The 24,869-nt window shown below is 61.2% G+C and carries 20 protein-coding genes; 12 read left to right on the top strand and 8 right to left on the bottom strand.

Annotated features, from left to right (window positions below):
* Window positions 1-99 precede the first annotated feature (99 nt).
* The 5 genes from NWV16_RS22790 to NWV16_RS22770 are packed head-to-tail and all read left to right on the top strand — an operon-like array spanning window position 100 to window position 4,928.
* Window positions 100-474 (top strand): hypothetical protein, encoded by a 375-nt coding sequence (locus tag NWV16_RS22790; RefSeq protein WP_260520856.1) that lies wholly within the window; start codon window positions 100-102, stop codon window positions 472-474.
* Complete coding sequence (locus NWV16_RS22785; RefSeq protein WP_260520855.1) at window positions 471-1,940, top strand: UbiA family prenyltransferase; 1,470 nt, start codon at window positions 471-473, stop codon at window positions 1,938-1,940. The genes NWV16_RS22790 and NWV16_RS22785 overlap by 4 nt, the downstream gene beginning before the upstream one ends.
* A complete protein-coding gene (locus tag NWV16_RS22780; RefSeq protein WP_260520854.1) occupies window positions 1,937-3,253 on the top strand; it encodes an FAD-binding oxidoreductase in 1,317 nt (438 codons plus the stop codon). The genes NWV16_RS22785 and NWV16_RS22780 overlap by 4 nt, the downstream gene beginning before the upstream one ends.
* Window positions 3,250-3,990, top strand: coding sequence for an SDR family oxidoreductase (locus NWV16_RS22775; RefSeq protein WP_260520853.1), 741 nt, complete (start codon window positions 3,250-3,252; stop codon window positions 3,988-3,990). Before NWV16_RS22780 ends, NWV16_RS22775 begins: the two co-directional genes overlap by 4 nt.
* Window positions 3,987-4,928: a lysylphosphatidylglycerol synthase transmembrane domain-containing protein gene (locus NWV16_RS22770; protein ID WP_260520852.1), complete on the top strand. Its 942-nt coding sequence runs from the start codon at window positions 3,987-3,989 to the stop codon at window positions 4,926-4,928. The genes NWV16_RS22775 and NWV16_RS22770 overlap by 4 nt, the downstream gene beginning before the upstream one ends.
* Before the next feature lie 51 nt (window positions 4,929-4,979).
* Here NWV16_RS22770 and NWV16_RS22765 read toward each other — a convergent pair whose 3' ends face one another.
* Window positions 4,980-6,599, bottom strand: a complete 1,620-nt coding sequence (locus NWV16_RS22765) for an FMN-binding glutamate synthase family protein (protein ID WP_260520851.1) — start codon at window positions 6,597-6,599, stop codon at window positions 4,980-4,982.
* A gap of 35 nt (window positions 6,600-6,634) precedes the next feature.
* Entirely contained in the window at window positions 6,635-7,435 is an 801-nt protein-coding gene (locus NWV16_RS22760) for a helix-turn-helix transcriptional regulator (RefSeq protein WP_085709445.1), read from the bottom strand.
* A 124-nt stretch (window positions 7,436-7,559) separates the two neighbouring features.
* Here NWV16_RS22760 and NWV16_RS22755 point away from each other — a divergent pair, with 124 nt between their 5' ends.
* Window positions 7,560-8,381: a carbon-nitrogen hydrolase family protein gene (locus NWV16_RS22755; RefSeq protein ID WP_260520850.1), complete on the top strand. Its 822-nt coding sequence runs from the start codon at window positions 7,560-7,562 to the stop codon at window positions 8,379-8,381.
* A 190-nt stretch (window positions 8,382-8,571) separates the two neighbouring features.
* Window positions 8,572-9,897 (top strand): APC family permease, encoded by a 1,326-nt coding sequence (locus NWV16_RS22750; protein ID WP_260520849.1) that lies wholly within the window; start codon window positions 8,572-8,574, stop codon window positions 9,895-9,897.
* 7 nt (window positions 9,898-9,904) lie between these two features.
* On the opposite strand, the gene NWV16_RS22745 is transcribed toward NWV16_RS22750, so the two are convergent.
* Genes NWV16_RS22745 through NWV16_RS22725 form a run of 5 tightly spaced genes read right to left on the bottom strand, consistent with a single transcriptional unit; the run spans window position 9,905 to window position 18,228 of the window.
* The gene (locus NWV16_RS22745) at window positions 9,905-11,308 is read right to left on the bottom strand and encodes an ATP-binding protein (protein ID WP_260520848.1); all 1,404 of its coding nucleotides are present in this window, start codon (window positions 11,306-11,308) and stop codon (window positions 9,905-9,907) included.
* Window positions 11,305-13,119 carry a DAHL domain-containing protein gene (locus tag NWV16_RS22740; RefSeq protein WP_260523574.1) on the bottom strand — a complete coding sequence of 605 codons (1,815 nt, stop codon included), beginning with the start codon at window positions 13,117-13,119 and terminating at the stop codon, window positions 11,305-11,307. The genes NWV16_RS22745 and NWV16_RS22740 overlap by 4 nt, the downstream gene beginning before the upstream one ends.
* Window positions 13,119-14,042 carry a cytochrome-c peroxidase gene (locus NWV16_RS22735; RefSeq protein ID WP_260523573.1) on the bottom strand — a complete coding sequence of 308 codons (924 nt, stop codon included), beginning with the start codon at window positions 14,040-14,042 and terminating at the stop codon, window positions 13,119-13,121. The genes NWV16_RS22740 and NWV16_RS22735 overlap by 1 nt, the downstream gene beginning before the upstream one ends.
* Window positions 14,043-14,083: 41 nt before the next feature.
* Window positions 14,084-15,958 (bottom strand): bifunctional diguanylate cyclase/phosphodiesterase, encoded by a 1,875-nt coding sequence (locus tag NWV16_RS22730; protein WP_260520847.1) that lies wholly within the window; start codon window positions 15,956-15,958, stop codon window positions 14,084-14,086.
* A complete protein-coding gene (locus NWV16_RS22725) occupies window positions 15,955-18,228 on the bottom strand; it encodes an EAL domain-containing protein (RefSeq protein ID WP_260520846.1) in 2,274 nt (757 codons plus the stop codon). The genes NWV16_RS22730 and NWV16_RS22725 overlap by 4 nt, the downstream gene beginning before the upstream one ends.
* Before the next feature lie 255 nt (window positions 18,229-18,483).
* On the opposite strand from NWV16_RS22725, the gene NWV16_RS22720 reads away from it, so the two are divergent.
* The 4 genes from NWV16_RS22720 to NWV16_RS22705 are packed head-to-tail and all read left to right on the top strand — an operon-like array spanning window position 18,484 to window position 21,510.
* Window positions 18,484-19,845: an HD domain-containing phosphohydrolase gene (locus NWV16_RS22720; protein ID WP_260520845.1), complete on the top strand. Its 1,362-nt coding sequence runs from the start codon at window positions 18,484-18,486 to the stop codon at window positions 19,843-19,845.
* A gap of 56 nt (window positions 19,846-19,901) precedes the next feature.
* Complete coding sequence (locus NWV16_RS22715; protein ID WP_260520844.1) at window positions 19,902-20,336, top strand: NUDIX hydrolase; 435 nt, start codon at window positions 19,902-19,904, stop codon at window positions 20,334-20,336.
* 23 nt (window positions 20,337-20,359) lie between these two features.
* Window positions 20,360-20,998, top strand: coding sequence for a LysE family translocator (locus NWV16_RS22710; RefSeq protein ID WP_260520843.1), 639 nt, complete (start codon window positions 20,360-20,362; stop codon window positions 20,996-20,998).
* A 2-nt stretch (window positions 20,999-21,000) separates the two neighbouring features.
* A complete protein-coding gene (locus NWV16_RS22705) occupies window positions 21,001-21,510 on the top strand; it encodes a GNAT family N-acetyltransferase (RefSeq protein ID WP_260520842.1) in 510 nt (169 codons plus the stop codon).
* A 13-nt stretch (window positions 21,511-21,523) separates the two neighbouring features.
* Here the strand turns inward: NWV16_RS22705 and metR are convergent, their stop codons facing one another.
* Window positions 21,524-22,441 (bottom strand): transcriptional regulator MetR, encoded by a 918-nt coding sequence (gene metR, locus NWV16_RS22700; RefSeq protein ID WP_065258670.1) that lies wholly within the window; start codon window positions 22,439-22,441, stop codon window positions 21,524-21,526.
* A 111-nt stretch (window positions 22,442-22,552) separates the two neighbouring features.
* Here metR and metE point away from each other — a divergent pair, with 111 nt between their 5' ends.
* Window positions 22,553-24,865 (top strand): 5-methyltetrahydropteroyltriglutamate--homocysteine S-methyltransferase, encoded by a 2,313-nt coding sequence (gene metE / locus NWV16_RS22695; protein WP_260520841.1) that lies wholly within the window; start codon window positions 22,553-22,555, stop codon window positions 24,863-24,865.
* Window positions 24,866-24,869: the final 4 nt, after the last annotated feature.

Here is a 24,869-nt window from a genome sequence, read left to right as displayed (position 1 = left end):
GTCTGAAACCACCTCCGACCTGTAATTTCTGACAGTAGACCGCTTCCACACCTTGCCCTAGCTTGAAAGCCCGCCCATCGCACACTGCAAGGATTGACGATGAGGATCTTGTGGAACGGGTTTTCTGCGCAAACAGCCATCGGCCTGGCGGGTACGTTGATTCACTGGCAGCTCTTTTTCGTGTTGATCGGCGCCGTGCAGGCGACGCAGTCAGCGAGCAATTTCGCCGCATTCTGCATCGCCGCCGCCTTCTCGTCATACATGAACACGCTCTACACATTCGAGACCGGAACGTCTGCATGGGCGTATCTGGGGTACATGGGCGTCATGGGCATCTTCAGTTACGGCGTCGGTGTGTTTGGCGATTTACTGGGTTTGCCAGGACTGGCGACGGTATCTGTGTTTTCACTGTTGAATCTGTTGCTGGGGTACTGCTTTTTCCGGTTTGTGATGTTTCGGGGGCGACAGTCATGAACTTATCAATGCCGCAGGTGCTTTCCTCAAAGGCCCCTTGTTCGCCGACGGGACCTCTGGTCGTCGACCTGGACGGAACACTTTTGAAATCGGATCTGCTGTTCGAATGTGCAATGGCCTTTGTTCGAGAGGCTCCCTTGCGCCTTTGCAAACCTTTGATCTGGCTTTTCAGTGGTCGGTCATATTTGAAAGAGCGCCTGGCGCAGGCAATAAACCTTGATGTCGCGACACTGCCTTATAACCCGGATGTCCTCTGGATGATCGAGGCGCAACGCAACAGCGGCCGGAAAATAGTGCTGGCAACGGCCAGCCATCACTCCCTGGCGGTACGCATCGCCGAACATTTGAAAGTGTTCGATGAAGTTTTGGCGACTAACCTCGAGCGCAATCTGTCAGGCAAACATAAGCGTGATTTGTTGGTGGAGTTGTACGGTGAAGGGGAATTCGACTACATCGGCAACTCGTTTGCCGATCTGCCGATCTGGCGTTCGGCCAGGCTCGGTTATGTCGTCAATCCGTTACCGGGTGTCGAGCACGCTGCCCGGAAGTTGGGCAACGTCGTACAGGTAGTTCGTCCGCACGCTGCGAGCCTCAGGAGTTGGTACAAAGCTTTGCGCATGCATCAATGGGTGAAGAACACGCTGATTTTTGTCCCTCTGCTGGCCGCGCATCAATTGACCAATCCGCTGACGCTGTGGCATGGCGTGCTGGCATTCGTATTATTCGGGTTATGTGCATCGGGGGTCTATGTCCTGAACGACCTGCTCGATCTTGCCGAAGATCGCAGACACCCGACCAAACGCAACCGGCCCTTCGCCAGCGGGGAGTTGTCGATCAAGTCCGGGTTGATGGTTTTTCCCTTGTTGTTGCTGGTGTCCTTCACGGGGGCCTGGATATGGCTGCCGTTTCAATTCGTGGGGGTACTCGCCTGTTATTACGGATTGACATTGATTTATTCGCTGGTATTGAAGCGGCTGATGGCGCTCGATGTCATTGCCCTGGCCCTTCTGTATACCCTGCGCATCATTGCCGGGGGCACCGCCTTCGAACTGGAACTGACGGGCTGGATGCTGGCTTTTTCCATGTTCATGTTTTTGAGTCTGGCGCTGGTGAAGCGCTACGCCGAACTGTTGCTGGTGCTGCACAGTGGTAACACCGGGAAAACCGGAGGACGGGACTATTTCCCCGCCGATCTGGCAATGCTTTCCTCATTGGGCGCTGCATCCGGTTACCTGGCAGTGATGGTGCTGGCACTTTATATCCATGACAGCGCGACCACTGTGCTTTATGCACACCCCCGGTGGATCTGGCTTGCCTGCCCGGTGCTATTGCTGTGGATTACCCGCATCTGGCTGCTGACCCATCGCGGCCGAATGAATGAGGACCCGGTGGTCTTTGCCTTGCGTGATCGCCTGAGCCAGGTCATGGGCGCGGTGTTTTGTGCGATTTTCTGGGTGGCGTCATGAGGACCTCGCTGACGTCCTGGGGAAACTATCCACCCTTCATGCAGAGCGTCCATTCATGCCGTTGGCGAAGCGAAATCGGACCGCGGTTGCAACGACTGGTCGCCCTCCATGGTTCGACCTTGCCGTTCGGTAATGGCCGCAGCTATGGCGACAGCTGTCTGGCCGCCAGTGATCATGTGTTGCAGTTACGTACGCTGGATCGCTGGATAGAGGCCGACTGGGAGAACGGCATCATCTGTGCCGAGGCGGGAGTCACTCTGGGCGAGATCCTGCAACTGGCCATCCCGCGTGGATGGTTCTTGCAGGTCACACCCGGAACGCAGCATGTGACGCTGGGCGGGGCAGTGGCCAATGATGTTCACGGCAAAAATCATCACCGCCGCGGCACGTTTGCCCGTTCGGTGGTGAGTTTCGGTTTGCATCGATCCATTGAGCCGCCGATGGTCTGTTGCCCGACAGAAAACCCACAGTGGTTCGCCGCGTCAGTGGGAGGACTGGGGCTGACGGGGGTCATTACCTGGGTAAGCCTGCGCCTGCGCAGAATCCAGTCCAGTCTGATCGATACGCTGCAGGTGCGCTTTGACAGCTTGAAGGATTTTTTTGACCTGTCTGACGAATTGGACAACCGGCACGAATACAGTGTCGCGTGGATCGATTGCCTGGCCAGAGGGCGTACGTGCGGGCGGGGTATCTACACGGCCGGCAATCATCGCGAAACGGGTCCGCTTGAGGTTGCCTCTCCACATGCGCTGCGTTTACCGATCCGGTTACCGGTGTCGCTGGTCAATCCTGTCACATTGAAGCTGTTCAACCATTGTTACTGGAATCGGCAACCGGAAACCCGGCAATGTCGGACGCTCGCTTACCGTCCGTTTTTCTATCCCCTGGATCGTATCGAACACTGGAACCGCCTTTACGGTCGCAAGGGGTTCCAGCAATTTCAGTGTGTTCTGCCGAGCGGCGAGGCTTCGGCCGCGCTGGCCGAGCTGCTCAAATCCGTTGCGCGCAGTAATAACGGTTCCTTTCTCGCCGTCCTCAAGCGCTGCGGCGATATTCCATCGCCGGGGCTTATGTCATTTCCAATGCCGGGCACTTCACTGGCGCTGGATTTCCCACAGAGCCGAACACTGAACAAAGCGCTCCTGCCAAGCCTCGATGCCATTGTCAGGGAAGCGGGTGGACGTTTGTATCCGGCAAAGGATGCCCACATGAGCGGCAGTGATTTCCGCTGTGCCTATCCCGCCTGGGAACAAGTGGAAGCGATGCGCGACCCCGCCCTGATTTCCCGTTTCTGGCAGCGAGTCATTCAATGAAAAAAATTCTCATTGTGGGGGCCACCTCGGCCATTGCCAGCGCGTGCGCGCGACAATGGGCGGCTGAGGGAAGCGAATTCTTTCTGGTCGCCAGGGACGGGCCAAAGTTGCAGCAGACTTGTGCCGATCTGCAAGCACGGGGTGCGGGTGCAGTGACGCCATACTTGATGGACGTCAACGAAGTCGCCGGGCATTCGATGATGTTGGAGAGCTGCCTGACGACCTTGCAGACGGTGAACATTTGTCTGATTGCCTATGGTTCCCTGCCAGATCAACAGGCATGCGAACAAAGCGTCGAGTTGACTTTGGAGGCCTTTGTCACCAATGGCTCTTCGGTGATTGCCCTGCTGACGCTGTTGGCTGACCGGATGGCCGCCCAGCGCAGCGGCACGCTGGCGGTCATCTCCTCGGTTGCTGCAGATCGCGGGCGGCCCGGCAACTATGTCTACGGTTCAGCCAAGGCAGCGGTCAGCACCTTTTGTGAAGGTTTGCGCGCACGTTTGTTCAAGTCGGGCGTGCATGTCATCACGATCAAGCCCGGGTTTGTCGATACACCGATGACGCAGGGGCTGAAGATACCGGCGTTGCTGGTCGCGCAACCGGAGACAGTCGCCCGAAGGATTGTCGCGGGCATCGAAGGCAAGACAGCGGTGCTTTACGTACCTGGATTCTGGGCGTGGATCATGTGTTTGATCCGGGCGATACCAGAGCCGCTTTTCAAGAGGCTGAATCTATGAATCAGTCTCTGGTGTTCTCCGGATGGCGCTATCGGGTTCTGATTGGCTCGGTGGTCTGCTCCGCTCTCCTTTATCTGGCCCTTTCCCTGTGGGGCGGGTGGCCTGCCGTGAGCGCGGCGGTCAGACGAGTGGGATGGTGGGAGGGAGGAAAAGTCGCCGGCCTGGTTCTGCTTGGTTACGGTCTGCGCTTTTTGCGTTGGCAGGTTTACCTCAATGCCTTGCGTCATCCGATGCCATGGTGGCCGAGTCTGAAAATCTACCTGGCGGGGTTTGCCCTGACCACCACCCCTGGCAAGGCTGGCGAGGCGTTGCGCGGCGTTTTGCTCAAGCGTCGGGATGTGCCCTATGTGCACAGCTTTGCTGCGTTATTCAGCGAGCGGCTTTCGGATTTGCTGGCAATGGTTGCGCTGGCTCTTTTTGGTCTGAGCACTCACCCCGAATGGCTGTCGATGATTGTCGCCTGTCTGGTGCTGCTGGCCTGCTGCATGTTGCTGGTGTCCCGGGCCAGTCTTGTCACGAAGATCAATAGTTGCCTCGAACACAGGCACGGCCTGTTTTCCCGTTTACTGCGCCATGCCGTTCAAGTGTTGCACCAGTCTCGTAGATGCCATACCCCGAGCCGCCAGATTGGCGCGACACTTTTGAGTGTGTTGGCTTGGGGACTTGAAGGGCTGGCGTTTTACTGGATTTTGATAGCGATGAACGCAGACGTGAGTCTGACGTCCGCGATTTTTATCTATGCCGTTTCCATGCTGGCGGGGGCATTGAGTTTTATGCCGGGTGGCCTGGGCAGTGCTGAAGCGGTGATGGTGGCGTTGCTGGTCTCGGGTGGTGCCGGTTTACCGGATGCCATAGCGGCGACAGTCTTGTTGAGGTTCGTCACGCTATGGTTGGCAGTAGGTTTGGGGGCGGTCATGTTCATGCAAATCGAGCGATAAATACTCCAAGGCCGGCGCAAAGTCTGCAAGGGGAATGCGCCGGTTTGATTTTCAGGCCGCCACCCCATCCTGCGGCTCAAAACTGTCCGCCCGCGCCATTTGCCACATCCGCGAATAGAACTCGCCGTTCACTTCCCCGGTGAGCAGTTCCCCCGGTTTCAGGAACACATGCAGCTGCGAGAACAGCTTGATCTCGGTGGCCGACATGCGCCGTACCAGATGCTTGGCCGAGAGTTGCGACGGGTGATCGAGGCCGGCGGCGGCGAGCATTTCCGCCAGTGCCTTGAGCGTATTGCGGTGGAAGTTGTAGACCCGCTGGGCCTTGTCCGGCACCACCAGTGCGCGCTGGCGCAGGGCGTCCTGGGTGGCGACGCCGGTCGGGCATTTGTTGGTGTGGCAGCTTTGCGACTGGATGCAGCCGATGGCGAACATGAAGCCCCGCGCCGAGTTGGCCCAATCGGCGCCGATGGCCAGCACGCTGGCGATGTCGAAGGCACTGACGATCTTGCCGCTGGCACCGAGCTTGATCTTGTCCCGCAGGTTCAGGCCCACCAGCGTGTTGTGCACGAACAGCAGACCTTCGCGCATCGGCACGCCGATGTGGTCGGTGAACTCCACCGGCGCGGCGCCGGTGCCGCCTTCCTTGCCGTCGACCACGATGAAGTCCGGCAGGATACCGGTTTCCAGCATGGCCTTGGCGATGCCCATGAACTCCCACGGATGGCCGAGGCAGAACTTGAAGCCCACCGGTTTGCCGCCGGACAGTTCACGCAGTTGCTGGATGAAATGCATCATCTCGATCGGTGTGGAAAACGCGCTGTGGCGAGACGGCGAGATGCAGTCCTCGCCCATCAGGATGCCGCGGGTATCGGCGATTTCCTGGGTGACCTTGTGCTTGGGCAGAATCCCGCCGTGACCGGGTTTGGCGCCCTGACTCATCTTGATTTCGATCATCCGCACCTGCGGGGTCTGCGCCTGGGCGGCGAAGCGTTCCGGGTCGAAACGGCCGTCGCTGGTGCGGCAGCCGAAGTAGCCGCTGCCCAGCTCCCAGGTCAGGTCGCCGCCGTGTTCGCGGTGGTAAGGGCTGATGCTGCCTTCACCGGTGTCGTGGGCGAAATTGCCGAGTTTCGCACCCTGGTTCAGTGCGCGGATCGCGTTGGCGCTGAGGGAGCCGAAACTCATGGCCGAGATGTTGAACACTGACGCGGAGTACGGCTGGGTGCATTGCGGGCCGCCAACGGTGACGCGAAAGCTGTTCGGATCGCTCAACGGCGCCGGGCGCATCGAGTGGCCGATGAACTCGAAGCCGGACTGATACACGTCGATCAGGGTGCCGAACGGTTTGTCGGCGCTTTCGTTCTTGGCCCGCGAGTACACCAGCGAACGCTGGGCGCGGGAAAAGGGCAGGGCGTCGCTGTCGGACTCCAGCAGGTACTGACGGATTTCCGGGCGGATGCCTTCGACCAGATAGCGGATGTTGCCCAGGATCGGGTAGTTGCGGCGCACCGCGTGGGGGCTCTGCATCAGGTCGAACAGACCGAGCAGGCTTAGCACCCCGGTGACGGCAGTGATCGGCCACAGCCAGTCATGGTCGAGAAAGGGCAGGCTGGCGAGGGTGAAAATCACGCAGACGGCAAAGAAGGCGTAGCGGCTCAGGAGTGACAGGCTCATACGGTTTCCCTGGTTCGGACGGTTTTTTGCGGCAGTCAGGCGTTCTGCGCCTGCAGGAAGATCGAAAACAACTCCGACTGGGATTTGATTCCCAGCTTGCTGTACATGTGTTTCTTATGGACTTTCACGGTTTCAACAGAGATTTCCAGCTTACGGGCGATTTCTTTACTGGAGCAACCGCTGAGCATCAAACGCCCGACATCCAGCTCCCGGGCGGTCAATTGCGCGCCCTTGAGCTGCTGCACCGACGCTTCGAGCTGCACCCGCCAGTCCGGTTGCGCCGGCGACGGGGCGAGGGCGACGATTTCATTGATTTCATAGGGCAGGCGCTGGCGCAACAGGCCCAGCACCCACGGCTGGATCAATGACAGCAGGGCGATCTGCTCGCCGCTGAAACGCTGTTTGCTGCCCAGTGACAGGCACAGCGTGCGATCGCCTTCGAGCTGGCAATTGAACTGGATTTCGTCTGCCACCACATTCAGACGAAAGTATCGCTGGTAATACTCGGTCAGCTCGAAATGCTCCGGCGCCACCTCCGACAGGCGATACAACCCGGTGCGCGACTGCTCGCGGCAGGCGATGTAGAACGGGTCGAGCAGGTACAGACCGCGCAGATAATCCTGAAACAACTGATCGGGACTGCCGTCTTCGCCGGGGCATTCGGCGAACACCTGCGGGTGGCGGTCGGCGCTGAACAGCAGCGCGACCCAGCTATCGAACGTGACGTACTGATCCAGCAGGCGCACCAGTTGCGCCCAGAAATTCGGCTTGTCGAGGGCGTCGATCAACTGCCCGACGGCGCGGTGCCAGGTGATGTCGTCAAACGAAACTGTCATGCCTCTACCCCTATCGGGTTACCCCGGCCGCGTGATTCCCCGGTCGGTCGAATGGGAAGCATACTGGCCCACAGACCGCCGCCGGGCAATCCTTCGACCCCGGCGCTCATCACAAGGACTCCCCATGAAAGTCGAACTCGCCCAACTGGCGGGCCGTGACAAAGACACGGCGTACAACCTGGAACGCGCCCTGGCGGCGATTGCCGAGTGCCCGGCCGACACGCAACTGATCGTGTTTCCCGAAACCCACCTGATGGGCTTCCCGACCGCCGACACCGTGGCGCAGATCGCCGAACCGGTCGACGGCCCGACCGTCAGCGCGGTGCAGGCCGCTGCCCGCGAACGCAACCTTGCCGTGGTGATCGGCATGGCCGAAAACGACAACGGCCGCTTCTACAACACCACGCTGCTGATCACCCCCGAAGGCATCGCCCTGAAATACCGCAAGACTCACCTCTGGGCCTCGGATCGTGGTGTGTTCGAGGCCGGCGACCGTTATGCCACCTGCCTGTGGAACGGCGTGCGGGTCGGTCTGCTGATCTGCTACGACATCGAATTCCCGGAGTCCGCCCGTGCCCTGGCGCAACTGGGTGCGCAGTTGTTGATCGTGACCAACGGCAACATGGACCCGTACGGCCCGACCCACCGCACCGCAATCATGGCCCGGGCCCAGGAAAACCAGGCGTTTGCGCTGATGGTCAATCGCGTGGAAGCGGGGGATGACGGGCTGATGTTTGCCGGCGGCAGTGCGCTGGTGGACCCGTTGGGCACGGTGCTGTTCGAGGCCGGGCGTGAGGAAGGACGGTTCAGTGTCGAGCTGGATTTCAGTCAGCTGGCGCTGGCGCGCAAGGATTATCGCTATCTGGATGATCAGCGGTTGAAGTTGCCGGGGGAGGTGGTTGAACACGCTTCTGGATTGCGGGAGCTGCTGATTTCTTCGCGCTGATCCGGATTTTGTATGGGTCGGACTGACGCCTTCGCGGGCAAGCCCGCTCCCACAGGGGATCGAGCTTGCTCGCGATAGGGGCCGCCCAGACGACACATCTGTTTGACCCAAGAACAACAACGCACTACCCAAAACACTCGCCGAACTCGGCCTCTGCCATAAATCCAATAAAATCCGGAGTAAGTCGCCCATGGCTCGTTTGCAACGCACCCTTTCGCTGGGGTCGGTGGTGCTGTTCGGCATCGCCTACATGACGCCGATCATTGTCCTCGGCACGTTCGGCATCCTCGCCCAATCCACCGCAGGCATGGTGCCCGCCGCGTATCTGGCGGCGCTGGTGGCGATGTTCTTCACCGCCATGAGCTATGGCCGCATGGCGGCTGCATTCCCGGTGGCGGGCTCGGCCTACAGCTACGTGCGCAAGGCCATCAGCCCGAAACTCGGTTTCATCGCCGGTTGGGCCGTGCTGCTCGATTACCTGTTTCTGCCGATGGCGATCTGGCTGATCGGCGCCGCGTACCTCGCTTCGGCCTTCCCGTCGATCCCGCAGTGGATCTGGGTGCTGGCGTTTATCGGCATCACCAGCGCGATCAACATCATCGGCCTGAAGCTGGCCAACGGCATCAACGCCTTGCTGATGCTGGTGCAGTTTCTGGTGCTGGTCGCCTTCGTCGCCCTGTGCGTGCATTACCTCAGTGGCGACGCCAGCACGCCATTGTGGTCGATCAAACCGTTCTTCAACGGCGACATGCAGATGCCGTTGATCATGAGCGGCGCCGCCATCGCCTGTTATTCATTTCTCGGTTTCGATGCGGTCAGCACCTTGACCGAAGAAACCCGTGATGCACGCCGCACCATCCCCCGGGCGATCATGCTGATCACGTTGATCGGCGGGCTGATTTTCGTCGCTGTGTCGTACTTCGTGCAGGTCGCCCATCCGTCGTTTCAGTTTGATAACGTCGACTCGGCGGCCTACGAAATTGCGCGCAACATCGGGGGTGATCTGTTCGTGTCGATCTTCCTGATCGGCCTGATCGTCGGTCAGTTCGCTTCGGGTCTGTCTGCCCAGGCCAGTGGCTCGCGGCTGCTGTTCGCCATGGGCCGTGACGGTGTGTTGCCCAAGTCGTTCTTCGGCACTTTGCACGAGCGTTTCGGCACCCCGGTCAACAGCATCCTGCTGTGTGCGGTGGTAGCCTTGCTGGCGCTGAAACTCGACGTGACCACCTCGACGTCGTTCATCAACTTCGGCGCGTTCCTGGCGTTCAGCCTGGTCAACCTGTCAGTGATCTTTCATTACTGGATCGGTGGCGAGAAGAAAGGCCCGCGCGAGTTGATGCTGTTTCTGATCTTCCCGTTCATCGGTCTGGCGGCGGACTTGTGGCTGATGGTCAGCCTCGATCACCTGGCGGTGTATCTGGGCCTGAGCTGGCTGGCGATTGGCGTGGTGTATCTGGCAATGCTCACGGGTGGTTTCCGCCGCCAGCCGCCGGAGATGGATTTCCAGGAAGCGGGCTGACCTGACATCAGGCCGCAGGCCGGGTCTGGCGCAACGGCAGTTGCACGCGGAACGTGGTGCCGACTCCCGGCGTGCTGCTGACTGAAATGTCCCCGCCGTGCTTTTTCACGATGCCGTAAGACAGGGACAGACCCAGGCCTGTCCCCTGGCCTACGGGTTTGGTGGTGAAGAACGGATCGAAGATTTTCTGCAGGGTGTCGGGCGCGATGCCCGAACCGTTGTCGGCCACTTCGATGATCGCCGACTCCCCTTGCACAGCGGTGCGCAGGGTAATGGTGCCGCGTTCGGCACCCATGGCCTGCGCCGCGTTGACCACCAGGTTCATGATGACCTGATTGATCTGCGAGGGCAGGCATTCGATCTCCGGGATGTCCTGATATTCCTTGACCACGTCGGCCTTGTATTTGAGTTCGCTGGCGACGATGTTCAGCGTCGAATCGATCCCCTGTTGCAGGTTCGCCCATTGCCATTGCTGTCGGGCGTCGACCCGGGAGAAGTCCTTCAGATCCTTGACGATCTGCCCGACCCGGCCGATGCCTTCCTTGGATTCGCGGATCAGCACCGGAATGTCTTCCAGCAGAAAATCCACATCGAGGTGTTCACGCAGTTGCTGCAGTCGCGCGGCCTGTTCGGCGGGCAGGCTCTGTTCGGCGGTCCGACAGGCGCCGAGCAGGGTCAGCAGTTGCTGAAAGTAGCCGTCGAGGGTGCCGAGGTTGGAGGAAACGAATCCGATCGGGTTGTTGATTTCATGGGCGACGCCGGCGGCCAGTTGCCCCAGCGAGGCGAGTTTTTCCGATTGCACCAGCTGGCCTTCCAGTTGCTTGCGTTCGTCGATTTCCCGCTGCAGGGCCTCGCTGGCCTGGCGGAACTGCGCGGTGCGCTGGTCCACCAGGTGTTCCAGATGATGCATTTGCAGCGACGCGCGTTCGGTCATCTGCCATTTCGTCAGCAGGGTGTTGGCCATCTGCTGGACTTCAATGTTGTCGAAGGGTTTTTTCAGGATCAGCAGCCGGTCATGGGCGTGCAGGCGATCGAGCAGTTCATCCCAGGAATAGTCGGAATAGGCGGTGCAGACCACCACCTGCAATTGCGGATCCTGCAGCCACAGTTGCTCGATGGTCTTTGCCCCGTCCCAGCCGTCGGGCATGCGCATGTCGACGAAGGCCAGGGCGTAGGGGCATTGCTCCTGCAAGGCCAGGTTGAGCTTGGCCAGGCCTTCTTCGCCGCCATAGGCCGAGTCCAGTTCGAACACGTCCCGTCGGGGATGGGCGGGTGCACCGAACAGGGCCGCTTCCATTTCATCCAGTGCCACCGACTGCGCCCGGTTGGGCGTCAGGATCTTGCGAAAGTCTTCGTGGATCGACGGCATGTCGTCGATCAGCAGGATGCGGCGGTTCGACAGTTCGCTCATGCTTGCTCCGTTACCTTGATCAGCGGAATCTGCAAGGTGAACACGGCACCCAGTCCGGGCCCGTCGCTGTGGGCAGTGAGGTGGCCGTTCATCTCGATGGCCGCCAGGGCGCAACTGTGCAGACCGAAGCCGTGGCCATCCTTGCGGGTGGTGAAACCGTGGGCAAAGATCCGCGTCATGTTCTCCGGTGCAATGCCCTCGCCATCGTCCCTGACGCTGATTTCCAGAAAGCCTTCATCGACGATCTTCACCCCCAGGGTCATGGTCCGTGGGCGGTTGCTGAGGTCGGCCATCGCGTACTTGGCGTTGCTGATCAGGTTGATCAGGATCAGCAGCAGGCGGTGCTTGTCACCCATCACCTGGGGCACGTCGCCGTATTCCTTGACCACCGTGACGTGATGCCGGGTGAGCGCCCCGGCATTCATGCGCAGGGCGTCTTCGAGCAGTTCATTGATGTACAGCGGCTCGGTCATGCTGTTGGCCCCGGCATAGGATTGCTGGGTGGCGACGATGTCCTTGATGTGATCGACGCTCTTGTTCATCTGGGCCAGTTCGTCGGCCATTTCCTGCTGTTCCTGGGCGATGGCGCCCACCAGCTGATTGAGGTAGCCGGGCAGCAGCTTGCCCTTGGCGTCTTCGGTCAGGAACACCCCGAGATCGTGCGGGTGTTCGTTGATCAGCTGCATCGCCTTGCCCAGCCCCAGGGCCTTGCTGCTGTGCAATTTGCGCGAGATCAGGTCGGAGGAGATGTTCACGCTGTTGAGCACGTTGCCGACGTTGTGCAACACGTTGGTGGCAATTTCCGCCATGCCGGCCTGGCGTGCGGCGTCGAGCAGTTCGCTCTGCGCGCTCTTCAGTTCGCGAGTCCGCTCGTCGACCCGTTGTTCGAGCACATCGTTGGCCGTCTGCAACGCCGCATTGACCCGGTTGATCTCGGCGAAGCTGCGAATCAGGCGGATGGCCAGCCACAGCAGCGACAGCATCAGCAGGACAGAAAACACCAGCAGAAAGAAATGGTACTTCTGGTCCGTTCGTTCAGCCTGCTGCTGATCCAGGTCGAGCATGTTGGTGATGGTGTCCAGCCGCTCGGCGACGGGTATCGCCTCGATCTGATCGAGCAGGTGGTTGACGATCGGTTGTTCGCGCAGGATCAGAGCGATGTGTTCGCTGAGGATCCTGATCGGCATCTGAAAGTTCGCCGGCAGGCGTTGCGCATTCACCGCCAGTTTGTTCAAACCCACTTCAATGTCCGAGGCCTTGTCGTCGGAGGCGACCTGAGCGAACTCCAGGGCGCTGAGCAACAGGTCATAGGTGTCGGTGACGATGTTCTGCAACTGGATCTTGTCGAGGTCGGCCAGATTGGCCAGTTGCGCCTGAATGTCATCCTCGGCGCTCGGCAGAAACGCCAGGGAGTTGCGCAACAGCGCGTTGTGCGACTTGAACTGTTCCACCAGTCGGGTCTTTTCCTGCATGGCGTCCAGAAAGCGTTCGCGGGCATGGTCCCATTGCCCGGATTCGTCACTCTGCTGCCCGGGCTCCATGGATTCGAAGCGTGCCCACAGGCGATTCATCTCGTTCATTGGCGAGACCAGCGGGTCGTAATTGTGGGTGATTGCCACCCGGGCCTTGAGGACCTCGCTTTCCCACTGCGAATCCTGTTGCTTGATCTGACGGATCAGGTCCCGGGACTCGGTGTAGGTGGTGGTCTGCCCGGAGCTGGATTTGAGGTAGAGAAACACCAGGATCGAGGCCAGCACGACGGCCAGCAGACTGAGCAACAGCAGGCTGCGCCGCCCCGAGACGGTGGTCATCATGGCTGGCCCTCCCAGTGTCCGGTCAGGGTCTTGAGAAATTCGATGATCAGCGCCTTGTCTTCCTCGCTCGGCATGCGCCCCAGCTGATACTGGAACATCACGTCCACGGCCCGTTCCAGCGTGGGCGCAGAACCGTCGTGAAAGTACGGCGCGGTCAATGCGACGTTGCGCAGGCTCGGCACCTTGAACACGGCCCGATCGGCCTCGTCTGCGGTCACGTTGAAGCGGCCCTGGTCGGCCTCCGTCGGATGGCCACGGTCGGCGATGTAATCGCCGAATACCCCGAATTTCTGATACATGTTGCCGCCGATGTTCACGCCCTGATGGCAGGCAATGCAGCCGTAGTCCTTGAAGCGCTGATAGCCGTATTTTTCATCGAGGGTCAGGATGTCGGTGTTGCCTTGCAGGTACTGGTCGAAACGTGAACCCGGTGTCAGCAGTGTGCGTTCGAAGCTTGTCAGGGCGTTCTGGATATTGGCTTTGGTCACGGCGTCCGGGTAGGCGGCGCCGAACGAGCGCTGATAGTCAGGATCGCCGGCAATCCGCTGCACGACGGTGTTCCAGTCGTTGCCCATCTCGTGGGGGCTGGTGATGACGACATTGCTTTGTTCCTCCAGCGTCTCCACGCGCCCGTCCCAGAACTGGCGGAAGTTGAGGCTGGCATTGAATACGGTCGGGGTGTTGACCGCTACCGGCAGGCCATCGAACCCGAGGGACAGGGCCCGGCTGTCGGCACCGTTCTTGTCCAGTTGATGGCAGCTGGCGCAGGACAGGCTGTTGTTCACCGACAGCCGTGGGTCGTGGAACAGCCGGCGTCCCAGTTCGACCCGTTCCGGATCCTGCCGCGGCATGTCGGGCAACGGTTTGAGCGGTTCGTCCAGCGGCGCGGCACCGATGCCGGTGCAGCAAGCGAAAAGCATCAGGCACAGAACTCGGCATGACCGGTACGTCGTCAGCGTATTCATGCCGCGCTCCACGGGCCGGGCAAGCCGGCAACCAGCAGGCGGGCGAAAGCGTCCGCCGGCAGGGCTTTGCTGAAGTGGAAGCCCTGGCCCTCCTCGCAATGGTGTGCTCTGAGAAAGGCCAGCTGTTGTGCGGTCTCCACGCCTTCGGCGATGACGTTCAGGTTCAGGCTCTTGCCCAGGCTGATGATCGCGCCGACCAGCGCGGCGTCGTTGCTGTCATGGCTCAGGCCGCGAATGAACGATTGATCGATCTTCAGGACATCGATGGGGAAACGTCGCAGATAACTCAGGCTGGAATACCCGGTGCCGAAGTCATCGATGGCCAGCCTGACGCCCAGCACCTTCAAGCGATTCAGAGCGCGCATGGTGGCGTCGACGTTCTGCATCAGTACGCCTTCGGTGATTTCCAGCTCCAGCAGACGGGGATCCAGCCCGGTCTGTGCCAGCACCTGTTCGATGCCCTCGACGAAAAGACGCTGGCGAAAGTCGATGGCCGAGGTGTTGACCGACATGCGGATCGGCGGCAGGCCCGCCGTCTGCCATTCCCGGGTCTGGCGACAGGCCTCGCCCAGCACCCACTTGCTCAACGGCACGATCAGGCCGCTGTCTTCGGCCACGGGGATGAACTCCGACGGAAACACCCAGCCGTGCCCCGGTTTCTGCCAGCGCACCAAGGCTTCGGCACCCACCACGCGACCGCTGGCCAGATCGATTTTCGGTTGGTAGTGCAGGACAAATTCGTGCCGTTGCAGCGCCTGACGAATGCCTGTTTCGATACCTTGCTGTTCCCTGGCGCGCTGGTTCATGGCTTCGATGAAGAAGCTGATCTCGTTCGGGCCGTTTTCCTTGGCGCTGCGCATGGCCGTTTCAGCTTTTTTGATCAGCTCGATGGCCTCCAGACCGTCGTCGGGGTAGAGGCTGATGCCCAGGCTGGCGGTGACGCTGAGGTCATGGCCGAGGATCGTTTGCGGAATACGGATGGCCGCCAGCAGTTTTTCGGCGATGCCGTGAGTCTGGTGGGGGTGATCGATGTCGCTGAGAATCACCACGAACTCGTCTGAGCCGTAGCGAAACACCGAGTCGGATTCGCGCACGGTGTTCAGCAGTTGCTGACCGACCCGTTTGAGCATTTCGTCGCCGGCGGGGTGGCCGAGTGCATTGTTGATACGCTTGAAGCGATCCATGCCGAGAAACATCACCACCAGTTGTTTGTCGTGACGCCGGCAGGCCGCCAGCGACTGACTCAGGCGGTCCCCCAGCAAGGTGCTGTTGGGCAGGCCCGTGAGGCTGTCGTATTGCAGCAGGTGCGAGACCTTGAGCAATTCATGCACCCGCGCCTCGATGGTTCTTTCGAGGTTGAGCATTTTCAGTGCTGCGTCCTGGGCCAGCTGCCATTTCCAGGTCAGGGCATTGGCCATCTGGCGGATTTCCAGCGAATCGAACGGTTTTTTCAGGATCAGCAGTTGATCGCCGAATTCCAGGCGTTCGGCCATGGCCTCCCAGCTGTAGTCGGAGTAGGCGGTGCACAGGGCGATTTGCAGGTTCGGATCGATCGCCCAGAGTTTTTCGACGGTTTCCAGACCGTCCCAGCCCGGGGGCATGCGCATGTCGGTGAAGGCGAGGGCATAGGGACGGCCTTCGTCCAGCGCGTCCTGCACCAGTTTCAGGGCTTCCTGGCCCTGGTAGGCCGAGTCGAGCTGGAAGGTCAGGTGCGGCGTTTGCCGGGTGCCGAACAGCGTCTGTTCGAGGCCGCTCAGATCCCTGTCGCTCTCCGTGTCGGGACAGAGGATCTTGCGGAAGTCGGCATGGATCGCCGGTGTGTCGTCGACGATCAGGATCCGCCGGTTGGTCTGGGGAAAAGGCGCTTTCATCCGTCGTCCTCCCCGGCAAGCGGGGTGCTCGCGCTCCCGGCCTTCAACAAACGGGCAGCCTGCTCGGGACTGACGGCTGCACTGAGGCACAAGCCCTGTACGCTCTTCAACGTTGTGCTGGACGCAAGGGGCGCGCCCTGATCCGAAGACTGGATGCCCTCGGCGCTGATGTCGATCCCCAGATCCCGGGCGAAATTGACGATCGCCCGCAATCTGCCGGCCCCCTCATCGTCCTGGGCCGCATTGTCGATCAGGGACTGGGAAAGCTTGAGGTGATTGACCCGGTAGGTCTTCAGGTAATCGAACGATGAATATTCGGTGCCGAAGTCATCGATGGCGATGGTCACACCCAGTTCGCGCAGGCGTGGCAGCGCATCGTTGTGGGTCCATTGGGTCTGGGCCAGTGTGGCTTCGGTGACATCGAAGCGCAGATCCCATGGCGCCAGCTCCCAGCGGGCCGCGATGCGCAGCACGTCGTAGATGAGTTCGGGTCCGCTCTTGAGCTGCGCCAGGGAAATCTTGATCGCCATCACCGGCGGTGCCACGCCCTCGTTCTGCCACTGGCGCATCTGCCAGCAGGCCTGATTCAGGATCCAGCGCCCCAGTGGAATGATCGCGCCGGTCTTTTCCGCCGCCGGCACGAAGGCCGAGGCCGGCAGCAGGCCGAGCCTGGGATGCTGCCAGCTGACCTGCGCGGCCATGCCCAGAATCCTGCCGCTGTGCAGGTCCACTTCCGGCAGGTAGTCGAGTTTCAGGCCGCCCCCGGTGAGGGCCGTCATCAGTTCCTCGGTCAGGGTCATGCGTTCGGCCACTTCCCGGGTGATTTCCTCGGAATAGAATTGATACTGGTTGCGCCCCGTCTCTTTGGCGCGGTACAGCGCCATGTCGGCGCCGGCCAGCAGACTGTCCGCATCCAGACTGGCGGAGCGGTAAAGGCAGATGCCGATACTGACGGAGATGTGTACGGCGTTGCCTGCCAGGTGATAAGGCTCCAGCAGCGCATCGCGGATCTTGGCGGCAATGGCGGCGGACCGGGTCGGATCACTGACGTCCAGTTGCAGGAGCGCGAATTCATCGCCACCCAGGCGCGCCACCACGTCGTTTTCCCGAACGCTGGACTTGATCCGCCGCGCCACCTCCTGCAAGAGCAGATCGCCGACCGGATGACCGAGGGTGTCGTTGATCCGTTTGAAGTGATCCAGATCCAGGTAGAACACCGCGAAGGGCGCCGCTCCCCGGCGGGCAGCGGCAAAGGCCTGGTGCAGGCGCTCGATCAGCGTGGCACGGTTGGCCAGCCCGGTGAGGCCGTCCGTGCGGGCCAGATGGGCCATTTTTTCCTCGGCCAACCGGCGCTCGGTGATGTCGAGAATGATCCCTTCGACTTCCAGCAGGCGGCCATCCTGATCACGCACCGGCACGTAGCGGTTCTCCACCCAGCGCCAGGAGCCGTCACCGGTGTGCAGGCGAAACTCGATCGAAGCGCCTACGGCATCGCGCTCCAGCACCCGGGCCATGGCGGCGTCGACACTGGCCTGATCATCGGGGTGGATCAGCTTTCGCGCCCAGTTTTGCACCCCCACCAGATCGGCCGCCGCATGCCCGTAGCGGGTGATGTTGTGGGACATGTACATCAGCGGAAACGACGGCTCGCCGCGCAGCCGGTACAGGATGGTCGGGCTGTTCTGCACGATGATGTTGGCATCGGACAGCTCGCGCGTGCGTTCCTGCACGGCCTGCTCCAGCAGATTCATCTTCAGCGCGGCGTCTTCGGTCATTTGCCATTTGACGGTCAGGGCACTGGCCATCTGACGGATTTCGATCGCATCGAACGGCTTTTTCAGGATCAGCAGGCGATCGTTCAGGGGCAGCCTGCGGTCGATCTCTTCGAGTGCATGATCGGAATAGGCGGTGCACAGAACCACTTGCAGCTTGGGATCGACCTGCCAGAGCCGCTCGATGGTTTCCAGGCCATCCCAGCCCGGCGGCATGCGCATGTCGATGAAAGCCATGGCGTAGGGACGACGGGCGGCCAGGGCGGCTTCGATCTTGTCCAGCGCTTCCCGGCCCTGAAAGGCCGAGTCCAGTTCAAAGGGGGTTCTGGATGATTCCGCCGCGCTGGACGGGGTGCCGAACAGCAGGCTCTCGGTTTCGTCCAGATTGCCGTCCGCAACGCTGGATGGTTTGAGGATTTTTGCATAATCGTCGTGGATCGACGGCGTATCGTCGACGATCAGCACACGGCGATTGACCGGGCCGGGCTGTGCGCTCATGACGCCATGCCTGCGGGTTCACGCACTTTCGTCATCGGGAGCATCCTTTTCCCTCGCTTCAAGCCTGCGCACTGGCCGATGGTGTTGTTCGGTGACTTGAGCATAGTTGTCCGGACACGACTTCGCCTGTCGTGTTGTAAACGAGGATTTACAGGTCCGCCGCGCAAAATCATCTAGCCTTTCATGCAGGCGCGGGCAAGCGGGGCGGTCTGTCGGTGCGTCATCCTTATCCACCGTTTTGCGCGAGGCCTCGCCATGGAAGAGCAACCCGTCCCGACTTCGGCCCGACGACCTGCGGTTCTGCTCGTCGATGACGAGGAACCGATCCTCAACAGCCTGCGCCGTCTGCTGCGTGGCCAGCCCTACGACGTCTTGCTTGCCACCAGCGGTGCCCAGGCGCTGGAAATACTGGCGCAACGCCCGGTCGATCTGGTGATGAGCGACGCGCGGATGCCCAACATGGACGGCGCCACGCTGCTGGCTCAGGTTCACCGGCTCTATCCGGCGACCACGCGGATCATGCTCACCGGCTATGCCGACCCGTCGGCGATCATCAAGGCCATCAATGAAGGCCAGATCGACCGTTACATCAGCAAACCCTGGAACGATGAGGAAATGCTCCTGGTTCTGCGCCAGGCGCTGGAACACCAGCATCTGGAGCGCGAGCGCCAGCGCCTGGAACAACTGACCCAGGTACAGAACGAACAATTGAGGCTGCTCAACAGCACCCTGGAAAAACATGTCGCCGCCCGCACCGCCGAACTGCAGCAGACCGCCGACATGCTCGACCTGGCCTATGAGGAGCTCAAGCACAGTTACGTGACCGGCACCGAAGTGTTCTCGCTGCTGGCCAATCTGCGTCTGCCGCCGGCCAAGCAGACCAACCGGCAGATCATCGAACTGGTGCGCGCCTACTGCAAGGCGCATGGCCTGGACGAAGCTGCCAGTCGCGACCTGACCATGGCTGCGGCGCTGTACAACATCGGCAAGCTGAGCTGGACCGACGGCATGATGACCACGCCTTCCGACCTGCTGCACAGCACTGACCGCGACCGTTATCGGGCCTACCCGAAACAGAGCGAGTCGCTGCTGATGACCCTCGATCCGATGAAGGATGCGGCGCGTCTGATCCTGCACCACCAGGAGCGTTGGGACGGCAGCGGTTTTCCCGACCGGCTCAAGGGCGAGGCCATCCCTTTCGGCTCGCGCCTGTTGAAGCTGGCGGTGGACTTCGTCGAGTTGCAGCGCGGGCTGATTCTGGAGCGGCAGATGAACAGCGACGAAGCCTTGCTGTACCTGCGCCAGTACGCCGGCAGGTTGTACGATCCTGACCTGGTCGAAGACTTCATTCAGGTCTGCGCGGCGTTCCTCAACGATGTCGTGCTGGCCGACCCGAACGTCAAGGTGCTGGGCACACGGGAACTGGCGGCGGGGATGATCCTGGCGCGCAATCTCAATGCCGACAACGGCATGTTGCTGCTCAATGCCGGCAAGGTCTTGAGCGCTCTGCTGGTGGACAAACTGATCAGCTTCGAAGCCATGGAAGGTGCAAGGTACAAGGTGTTCGTCAAGGTCCCGGACGGCCTGGAACCGGCGCTCGAAGCCCGGGGTGGATGACGTCGCTGTCATCGGCGTGGGATCCTTGCGGTTTTATCGACGCCAGTGACGGACCCATGACTTCTGCATCGACTGTAACCCCACGCATCATTCGCATTGCCGCCGCCTTGCTGATCGGCCCCGATGGCCGGACCCTGCTGGTGCGCAAGCGTGGCACCACGGCGTTCATGCAGCCCGGCGGCAAGATCGAGCCCCACGAGTTGCCGGTGCATGCCTTGGCCCGTGAGCTGGAGGAAGAGCTGGGGCTGGTGATCGATCCGGCGCAGGCGAGTTTTCTCGGCCAGTTTTCGGCACCGGCTGCCAACGAGCCGGGGTTTGTCGTGCAGGCCGATATCTTTCAACTGCACATCGACGCTGAAGTGTCGCCGGCGGCCGAGATCGAAGAGGTGATCTGGATCGACCCGGCCGTCAACGGCGATGTGGTTCTCGCCCCGTTGACACGGGACCTGATCCTGCCGTTCCATCGAGCCTCGCTGACTGCGACCGCCTGATCATTCACGCCAAGGACTTCGCCATGATCCCGTTGCCGGACCTGTTGATTTTTGCCGCCGCCGCACTGCTGATGGTCCTGACGCCGGGGCCGAACATGATCTACCTGATTTCCCGTTCGATCTGTCAGGGACGCAAGGCCGGGGTCACATCGCTGCTGGGGGTGGTCGCCGGGTTCTTCGTGCATATGTTTGCGGCGGCGGCGGGTCTGACGGCGGTGTTTCTCGCGGTGCCGATGGCCTATGAAGTGCTGAAGTGGGCCGGTGCGCTGTACCTGCTGTGGCTGGCCTGGCAAGCGGTGAAACCTGGCGCGCGCTCGCCGTTCGAAGTGCAGGCACTGCCGGCGGACTCCTCGCGCAAACTGATCACCATGGGTTTTCTCACCAGCGCCCTGAACCCGAAGATCGCGGTGTTCTATCTTTCGGTTTTCCCACAGTTCATTACCCCCGAGCACGGCTCGGTGTTCAGTCAGAGCATCATTCTGGGCCTGACCCAGATCAGCGTCAGCTTCAGCGTCAACCTGTTGATCGCCCTGTCGGCGGCGGGAATCGCCTCGTGGTTCGCCAGCAACCCGACCTGGCTGGCGGTGCAGCGCTATTTCATGGGGGCTGTGCTCGGCAGTCTGGCGGTGCGACTGATGCTTGAGCAACGCAAGGCAGCCTGAACATGTGGATCGAGCGGCTCGACGCCAGCCATGCGCTGGCCTATCGGGAGTTGATGCTGGAGGCTTACGACCGGCATCCGCAGGCGTTCACTTCCAGTGTGCGCGAGCGGGCCGCGATGCCGCTGAGCTGGTGGGAATCGCGCCTGACCGGCAAGCTCGATGTGGTGTTCGGTGCGTTCGAAGCCGGTCGGTTGGCGGGTATCGTCGGTCTGGCGTTCGAAGCTCGGGAAAAGGCCCGGCACAAGGCAACGGTCTTCGGCATGTATGTGTCGGCCGGGTTCCGTCAGCACGGATTGGGCCTGAAACTGATGGAGGCGGTGCTGGACGAAGCGCAGCGGCATCCGGCGTTGAAAGTCATTCAACTGACCGTCACCGCCGGCAATGCAGCCGCGTTCAACCTGTACCGGCGCTGCGGCTTCGTCCAGTTCGGGCTGGAGCCGATGGCGGTGCGGGTCGGCGAGGACTACTTCGACAAGATCCATATGTGGCGTGAACTTCGATCTCACCCATGACCCTGTGGGACCGTCAACGAGCCGCGCTGACCCCATCCAGCGTCGAGAACGACGTGTCCTTGGCCGTCAGCAGGAAGTCGCGCATGTAAGGCGCGTCCAGCATGTCGGCGCGGATCGCCGCGTACAGCGTCGCAAACAGGCCTTTCTCTCCCAGCCGCTTGGCTTTCACATAACCCCGCGAACTGTATTCATGCAGTGCCCAGTGCGGCATGCCGCACACGCCTCGGCCGCTGGCCACCAGTTGCATCATCATGACCGTCAGTTCTGACGTGCGCACCTGCGCGGGCTCGATGTCGGCGGGTTCGAGGAAACGGGTGAAGATGTCCAGCCGGTCGCGTTCGACCGGATAGGTGATCAGGGTCTCGCTCAGCAGGTCTTCGGGGACAATGTAGGGCTTGCTCGCCAAGGCATGCTGGTTGGCCACTGCGAGCATGGCTTCGTAGGTGAACAGTGGCACATAGGTGATGCCGGCGATTTCCAGCGGGTCGGACGTCACCACCAGGTCCAGATCGCCCCGGGCCAGGGCCGGCAGCGGAGCGAAGGAGAAACCCGAGGCCAGGTCGAGTTCGACTTCCGGCCACGCATCACGGAACTGGTCGATGGTCGGCATCAGCCACTGAAAGCAACTGTGGCATTCGATGGCCATGTGCAGACGCCCGGCGGTGCCCCCGGCCAGACGCCCGATGTCCCGTTCGGCGGCGCGCAGCAGCGGCAGGGTCGCGTCGGCCAGTTGCAGCAGGCGCAGGCCGGCGCTGGTGAACCGCACCGGTTTGGTCTTGCGCACGAACAACGGCATGCCCATGCGTTCTTCCAGTTCCTTGAACTGGTGGGACAGCGCCGACTGGGTCAGGTGCAGGCGATCGGCCGCATCCACCAGACTGTCGGCTTCGCGCAGGGCATGCAGGGTTTTCAGGTGACGGATTTCAAGCACTGCATGCTCCATGAGGGAAATTTGTGATCAACACGAAAAGGTTGAGTTTGTCTCATGTTGTTCCGGCTGTCGACAATGGCGCCATCTTTTACTCAATGGAGAACACTCGACATGGCCGTGGCCCACACCCTTGGTTTCCCCCGCATCGGCGCCGACCGCGAACTGAAAAAAGCCCTTGAGGCCTACTGGAAGGGCGATCTCGATCAGCCGGCCCTGAATCAGGTCGGCCGCGAGCTGCGCGCCAGGCACTGGCAATTGCAGAAGGACGCCGGCATCGAGCTGTTGCCGGTCGGCGATTTCGCCTGGTACGACCAGGTGCTGACCCACTCGCTGACCTTCGGTGTGATTCCCGAGCGCTTCGACGGTGTGCGCGACGCACGCGGTCTGCCGACCCTCGACACACTGTTTGCCATGGCCCGTGGTGCCACGACGTCCTGCTGCGGCGGCGAGCCCGCCAAGACTCAATATGCACAGGAGCTGACCAAGTGGTTCGACACCAATTACCACTACCTGGTCCCGGAATTCTCCGCTGAACAACAGTTCAAGCTGAGCTGGGAACAGCTGTTCGATGAAGTCGAAGAAGCCAAAGCGCTGGGGCACAACGTCAAACCGGTGATCATCGGCCCGTTGACTTATCTGTGGCTGGGCAAGGCGAAAGGCGCTGACTTCGACAAGCTCGACCTGCTCGAGCGCCTGCTGCCGGTGTACAACGAAATCCTCGGTCGCCTCGCGGCGCAGGGCGTGGAGTGGGTGCAGATCGACGAACCGATCCTCACCCTCGATCTGCCGCAAGCGTGGAAAAACGCCTTCGAACGCGCCTATCACATCCTTCAGTATTCGCCGCTGAAAAAACTGCTGGCGACCTATTTCAGTGGCCTGCAAGACAACCTGGGCCTCGCTGTCGGCCTGCCTGTACAAGGTTTGCATATCGACGCCGTGCGTGCGCCGGCGCAACTTGGCCAGGTGCTGGATCGCCTGCCGACCTACAAGATTCTCTCGGTGGGGCTGGTCAATGGTCGAAACGTCTGGCGCTGCGAACTGGAGCAGGCACTGGCGCAGTTGCAACCGGCGCAGGAGCGTTTTGGCGACAACCTGTGGGTCAGCAGTTCCTGTTCGTTGCTGCACAGTCCGGTGGATGTCGAGCGTGAAGACAAGCTCGATCCGGAACTCAAAAGCTGGCTGGCCTTCGCCGTGCAGAAGTGCGCAGAAATCTCCGTGCTGCGTGATGCGCTGAACGATCCACAAGCGCCGAACGTGCAAAGCGCTCTGGCGCAGAGCCGCGCCATTCAGCAAAGCCGTGCCCGCTCGCCGCGTATCCACAAGGCCGATGTGCAGGCGCGGATCGAGGCGATCAATGCCAGCGACAGCCAGCGCCGTTCGCCGTTCGCCAAACGTATCGCCGCGCAACAGGCACGTTTGAAATTGCCGTCCTTCCCGACCACCACCATCGGCTCGTTCCCGCAGACCGGTTCGATCCGTCTGGCGCGCCAGGCGTTCAAGCAGGGCAAGCTGTCGGCCAACGACTACCACGACGCCATGCGCAGCGAAATTCGCCACGCGGTGCAAGTCCAGGAACGTCTGGGCCTGGATGTGCTGGTGCACGGTGAAGCCGAGCGCAACGACATGGTCGAGTACTTCGCCGAGCAACTGGACGGCTACCTGTTCACCCGTTTTGGCTGGGTTCAGAGCTATGGCTCGCGCTGCGTGAAGCCCGCTGTGATTTACGGTGACCTGAGCCGCCCGCATGCCATGACCGTGGACTGGATCACCTACGCCCAGAGCCTGACCGACAAAGTCATGAAAGGCATGCTCACCGGCCCTGTGACCATGCTGATGTGGTCGTTCCCCCGTGAAGACGTGTCGCGCAAGGTCCAGGCGCAACAGCTGGCGCTGGCCCTGCGGGATGAAGTGACGGATCTGGAACGTGCCGGGATCAAAATCGTGCAGATCGACGAAGCGGCGTTTCGCGAAGGCCTGCCGCTGCGCCGCGAGCAATGGCAGGAATACCTCGACTGGGCCGTGGAAGCCTTCCGCCTGACGGCCTCGGGCGTGAAGGATGAAACCCAGATCCACACCCACATGTGCTACAGCGAATTCAACGACGTGATCAAGGCCATCGCCGACATGGACGCCGACGTGATTACCATCGAGACCTCGCGCTCGGACATGGAATTGCTCGAAGCCTTCGAAGCGTTCGATTACCCGAACGACATCGGGCCGGGCGTCTACGACATCCATTCGCCACGGGTGCCGGACACGGCGGAAATGGTCAAGCTGATGAGCAAGGCCGTGAAGCGGATTCCGGCCGAGCGGTTGTGGGTCAACCCCGACTGCGGCCTGAAGACCCGTGCCTGGCCGGAGACCGAAGCGGCGCTGGTCAATATGGTCGCGGCAGCCCGGCAGCTGCGCAGTCAGTTGGCCTGATAAA

The organism is Pseudomonas sp. BW7P1 (assembly GCF_024981055.1).
GTDB classification, from domain to species: Bacteria; Pseudomonadota; Gammaproteobacteria; order Pseudomonadales; family Pseudomonadaceae; genus Aquipseudomonas; species Aquipseudomonas bananamidigenes.
Note: the sequence above shows the minus strand (reverse complement) of the source record. Positions and strands in the feature narration are given on the sequence as shown.

Bases quoted from the DNA above. Each gene is read 5' to 3' on its own strand.
- NWV16_RS22790 (WP_260520856.1), top strand. From the start codon at position 100: ATGAGGATCTTGTGGAACGGGTTTTCTGCGCAAACAGCCATCGGCCTG.
- NWV16_RS22785 (WP_260520855.1), top strand. From the start codon at position 471: ATGAACTTATCAATGCCGCAGGTGCTTTCCTCAAAGGCCCCTTGTTCG.
- NWV16_RS22780 (WP_260520854.1), top strand. From the start codon at position 1,937: ATGAGGACCTCGCTGACGTCCTGGGGAAACTATCCACCCTTCATGCAG.
- NWV16_RS22775 (WP_260520853.1), top strand. From the start codon at position 3,250: ATGAAAAAAATTCTCATTGTGGGGGCCACCTCGGCCATTGCCAGCGCG.
- NWV16_RS22770 (WP_260520852.1), top strand. From the start codon at position 3,987: ATGAATCAGTCTCTGGTGTTCTCCGGATGGCGCTATCGGGTTCTGATT.
- NWV16_RS22765 (WP_260520851.1), bottom strand. From the start codon at position 6,599: ATGAGCCTGTCACTCCTGAGCCGCTACGCCTTCTTTGCCGTCTGCGTG.
- NWV16_RS22760 (WP_085709445.1), bottom strand. From the start codon at position 7,435: ATGACAGTTTCGTTTGACGACATCACCTGGCACCGCGCCGTCGGGCAG.
- NWV16_RS22755 (WP_260520850.1), top strand. From the start codon at position 7,560: ATGAAAGTCGAACTCGCCCAACTGGCGGGCCGTGACAAAGACACGGCG.
- NWV16_RS22750 (WP_260520849.1), top strand. From the start codon at position 8,572: ATGGCTCGTTTGCAACGCACCCTTTCGCTGGGGTCGGTGGTGCTGTTC.
- NWV16_RS22745 (WP_260520848.1), bottom strand. From the start codon at position 11,308: ATGAGCGAACTGTCGAACCGCCGCATCCTGCTGATCGACGACATGCCG.
- NWV16_RS22740 (WP_260523574.1), bottom strand. From the start codon at position 13,119: ATGACCACCGTCTCGGGGCGGCGCAGCCTGCTGTTGCTCAGTCTGCTG.
- NWV16_RS22735 (WP_260523573.1), bottom strand. From the start codon at position 14,042: ATGCTTTTCGCTTGCTGCACCGGCATCGGTGCCGCGCCGCTGGACGAA.
- NWV16_RS22730 (WP_260520847.1), bottom strand. From the start codon at position 15,958: ATGAAAGCGCCTTTTCCCCAGACCAACCGGCGGATCCTGATCGTCGAC.
- NWV16_RS22725 (WP_260520846.1), bottom strand. From the start codon at position 18,228: ATGAGCGCACAGCCCGGCCCGGTCAATCGCCGTGTGCTGATCGTCGAC.
- NWV16_RS22720 (WP_260520845.1), top strand. From the start codon at position 18,484: ATGGAAGAGCAACCCGTCCCGACTTCGGCCCGACGACCTGCGGTTCTG.
- NWV16_RS22715 (WP_260520844.1), top strand. From the start codon at position 19,902: ATGACTTCTGCATCGACTGTAACCCCACGCATCATTCGCATTGCCGCC.
- NWV16_RS22710 (WP_260520843.1), top strand. From the start codon at position 20,360: ATGATCCCGTTGCCGGACCTGTTGATTTTTGCCGCCGCCGCACTGCTG.
- NWV16_RS22705 (WP_260520842.1), top strand. From the start codon at position 21,001: ATGTGGATCGAGCGGCTCGACGCCAGCCATGCGCTGGCCTATCGGGAG.
- metE (WP_260520841.1), top strand. From the start codon at position 22,553: ATGGCCGTGGCCCACACCCTTGGTTTCCCCCGCATCGGCGCCGACCGC.